Here is a 3,521-nt window from a genome sequence, read left to right as displayed (position 1 = left end):
GGCCAATTCCCTTGACTGCCGCGAGTTCATCCGGATGGGAGGATTTGAGCTCGGCAATTGCGTCTTCGCAGGCCCGGATCCAGTGCTCGGGATTCTGTTCCGACCATCCGGGATGCGGCCGTGAAACATCAAGCGAACCATGGCCGGAACCGATGACGGTTTGCCCGGCATCGATCAGCAGCGCCTTGACGCCCGACGTTCCGAGATCGAGGCCCAGATACATGTCTTCCTCCCACGCCAGTTAATTTTTTCGGGTCTCGAAAAAATCTGACTTGGCCAGTTTTTAAAACAAGATCCGCTTCGGGTCAATTCTCCGACAAATCGGCGGCGCGTCGCACAAACAGCGCTGACAGCGGACTGTCGGGCCGCGCCATCGAACGCTCGGCCGTGAGCGCCCTGGCCAGCGCACCGTCACCGGCGCGCAACGCTGCCTCGATCAGCGTCAGGTCGATAACATCCCGCTGGGCGTGGCTGCCGCCGAAGCGATGGGAGATCGATCGGATCGGCCGGATCAGGCGCACGGTCTCGGCGTAATTGCCCTCACCGAATGCCTTGACGGCGAGCGTCAGCGGATGGCCGACATCCCGCGTGAAAGCCGCATTGTCGTCGCTGCCACGCATGGCCTCGCGCTGAGCCTCAAGCAAAGCGAGGGCCGGCGCATCTAACCCTGCACCGACAAAGGCCATCATCGCGTGGGCATCGTTGAAGGCATAATTGCCGGCGCCGGCCTTATGCCAATTGGCGGCGAGCGCCGCCCAGCGGTCGCCGACATCGACGCCGCCGAGGGCGAGCCGCCACAGGACTGCCGAGGCATCGACCATGTTGAGCGCCATCGTCGATTGCACGCTGTAAATGGGGCCGTCATAGAGGGCCAGCACCGCGTCGGTCTCGCCGAGATCATAGTGGAACAGCGCCAGGTGCCACCAATTGTGGACCTGCAGGAAACTCTCCCTTGTCCACGCTTCCGGGTTGGCCTGCATCCAGGCGATGCCATCCCTTTGCCGGCTCTGCATCTCCATAACATGGGCGACGGCATGCTGCGCCCAGCCGTCGCGCGGCTCGATGTCGACCGCCGCGCGGCCAAGCTGCTCGGCCCTCACATAGTCACCCATTTCCTCCAGCCCGAAGGCGTGCATGCCGAGCATGGCGTGGTAGCCGGGCATGCCGCTTTGCCAGGACGGCAGGGCGCGTGCGATGCGGTCGCGCAGCATGCGTGCATTGCCGGTGAAGAAATCGATCTGGTGGCCGACCTGCAGCGCCAGCCCGTCGCGCGGGGTCTCGATGGTGATGTCCTCGAGAATGCGGCTGGCTTGATGCCAGCGTCCGTTGGCGAGATGACCCAGGGCTGTGACATGCGCCCGCTCGCGCGTGGTCGCGGCAAGCGGCAGTGACGCCTCATGGCAAGCCTTGGCCACCGCTGTCGCCTCCCGCTCGGTGGCGAGGCCGAACAGATAGCCCTTGAAGACATGCGCCATGACGAAGCCGGGATCTTCCGCGATGGCGCGGTCGACGGAGGCTACGGGGTCGCCGATGAAGCACTGCAGTTCACGCACCGCCTGGCTGTAGGGGGTGGATCCCGCCGCCGTCGCGCCCGAAAGCGCCAGGCCGAATACGTCCCTGGTTGCCATGCGATGTCCTTTCATCGATTCGTGACAGGGCCTCGATCCTTCGGCCCAAACCGATCCTAAAGCATGGGCCACGGACACGCCAACCGCGCGCTACGCCAGATCATTTAAGTAGTCTTTGCAGTTTAGCAACCATGCGGGGCAGATTAGGCTTTGTAAAATCGAATGAATTGTGTCTTCATTACGGCGGCTGGCGGGGGCTGGAATCGCGAATCGAGGGGGGACGCGATGCGGCATATGAAGAACTCGCCTCCGAACAGTCGTTCGGGGGATGCTCAGGTGGCAGTTGCTTCGCTCCGGCGAAAGCCGCAGCCGCTACACCCGTGGCTTATTAGCATCTTCTCAACTACAGCTTTTGCGTTGCTGCCCAACTCCGCCGCGTTTGCCGCATGCGTGCTGGGTCCATCCGCTGGAAACACCGTCTACACCTGCGATAGCGGCGACTCTGGCGGCAGCCTCACCGATGCCGATGGCGACAACACGCTCAATTTTCCTGCCGGCGGCACCGGGCAGATATCAGGCAATGTCAGCTTTGGCGTCGGCACGGACCGCATCGACATGCAGTCCGGCACCATCACCGGCACCGTCGATCAGGGTGGCGGCACGGATTTTTTCACCATTGGCGCGGGGACCGTCGCCGGCAATGTCCAGCAGGGCGCCGGCATCGACGACTTCAACATGAGCGGCGGCCAGATCGGCTCGCTCAACCAGGGCGACGGCCTCGACACCTTCACCATGACCGGCGGACGCATCGTCGATTTCTTCGACGATGGCGACCGCGCCGTGATGACCGGTGGCCGCATCGGCCGCGTCAACATGAAGCTCGACCAGAATTACTTCAACATGTCCGGCGGCACCATCGACCGCAACCTCGTCACCGGCTTCGACAAGGACACGATCATCCTGTCGGGCGGCACCATCGGCGGCAACATCAGCGTCAGCGGCGGCAATGACAGTGTCACGATCACCGGGGGCACGGTCGGTGGCGATATACTGATGAGTTTTGGCGCCGACGATTTCGTCTGGAACGGTGGCGGCATCATCTATGGCGCCGTCGATCTCGGCGGCGACAACGACACCGCCAGGCTCAGCAACCTCACCAACGCCAATCTCGGTGCCACGGATGCCATATCAGGCGGCCTCGGTACCGACGCGCTGACACTGGACAACGTCAAACTGGATGGGGTCAGCCGGCTCCAGAACTGGGAGAGCATCGACGCCACCAACGACACCGAGCTGACGATGGACAGCAATCTGGTGCTCGGCGATAGCGGCACCGGCACAGGTTCGCTCAGTGTCGATGCCGCGAGCACGCTTTATGGCGGCGGCTTCAACACGGCGATCCAGGCCTTTACGGCGGGCCAGCTGGCGCAGGTCACCAATGCCGGCCGCATCGACCTGACCAATGGCAGCACCGGTGCCACCGACAGCCTGACGATTTCGGGCAACTATGTCGGCCTGGGTGGCCTGCTGCTTATCCAGACCGAGCTCGGTGACGATTCCTCCGCATCCGACAAGTTGGTCCTGTCGAGCGGAACGGCTTCCGGTTCGACCGGGATCTCCGTGGTCAATCTCGGCGGCGCGGGGGCTGCGACCACGCAGGACGGCATCATGGTCGTCCAGGCAATCAACGGCGCCACCTCGGGCGCCACGACATTCGCGCTCGACGCCCCGGTCGCCGCCGGTGCCTTTGAATATTATCTGTTCAAGGGCGGCGTCAGCGCCGGCAGCGAGGAGAACTGGTACCTGCGCTCGACGCTGAACACGCCGGCCCCTCCGGCCGCCGCCCCGCCGGCGCTGGAACCTACTGCGCCGCCGGAACCAGAGCCGCCGGCGGCCGAACCGCCGCCGCCGCCGCCTTCCGAGCTGCCGCCGACGCCGCCTCCGACCGAGGGC

General features: G+C 64.2%; 2 protein-coding genes and 1 pseudogene. 1 reads left to right on the top strand and 2 read right to left on the bottom strand.

The annotated features are described in order from the left end of the window. Together EN939_RS25550 and EN939_RS25545 are read right to left on the bottom strand one after the other, a co-directional pair. Nucleotides 1-223 (bottom strand): FGGY family carbohydrate kinase (locus EN939_RS25550; RefSeq protein WP_245473169.1); only part of this gene is annotated, 223 nt, incomplete at its 3' end. An 82-nt stretch (nucleotides 224-305) separates the two neighbouring features. Further along, nucleotides 306-1,628: a tetratricopeptide repeat protein gene (locus EN939_RS25545; RefSeq protein ID WP_127270193.1), complete on the bottom strand. Its 1,323-nt coding sequence runs from the start codon at nucleotides 1,626-1,628 to the stop codon at nucleotides 306-308. A gap of 225 nt (nucleotides 1,629-1,853) precedes the next feature. Here EN939_RS25545 and EN939_RS25540 point away from each other — a divergent pair. After that, nucleotides 1,854-3,521, top strand: a pseudogene (locus EN939_RS25540) (autotransporter outer membrane beta-barrel domain-containing protein); the annotation flags it as partial.

It is taken from the genome of Mesorhizobium sp. M7A.F.Ca.CA.002.05.1.1 (assembly GCF_003998335.1).
GTDB lineage: Bacteria > Pseudomonadota > Alphaproteobacteria > Rhizobiales > Rhizobiaceae > Mesorhizobium.
Note: the sequence above shows the minus strand (reverse complement) of the source record. Positions and strands in the feature narration are given on the sequence as shown.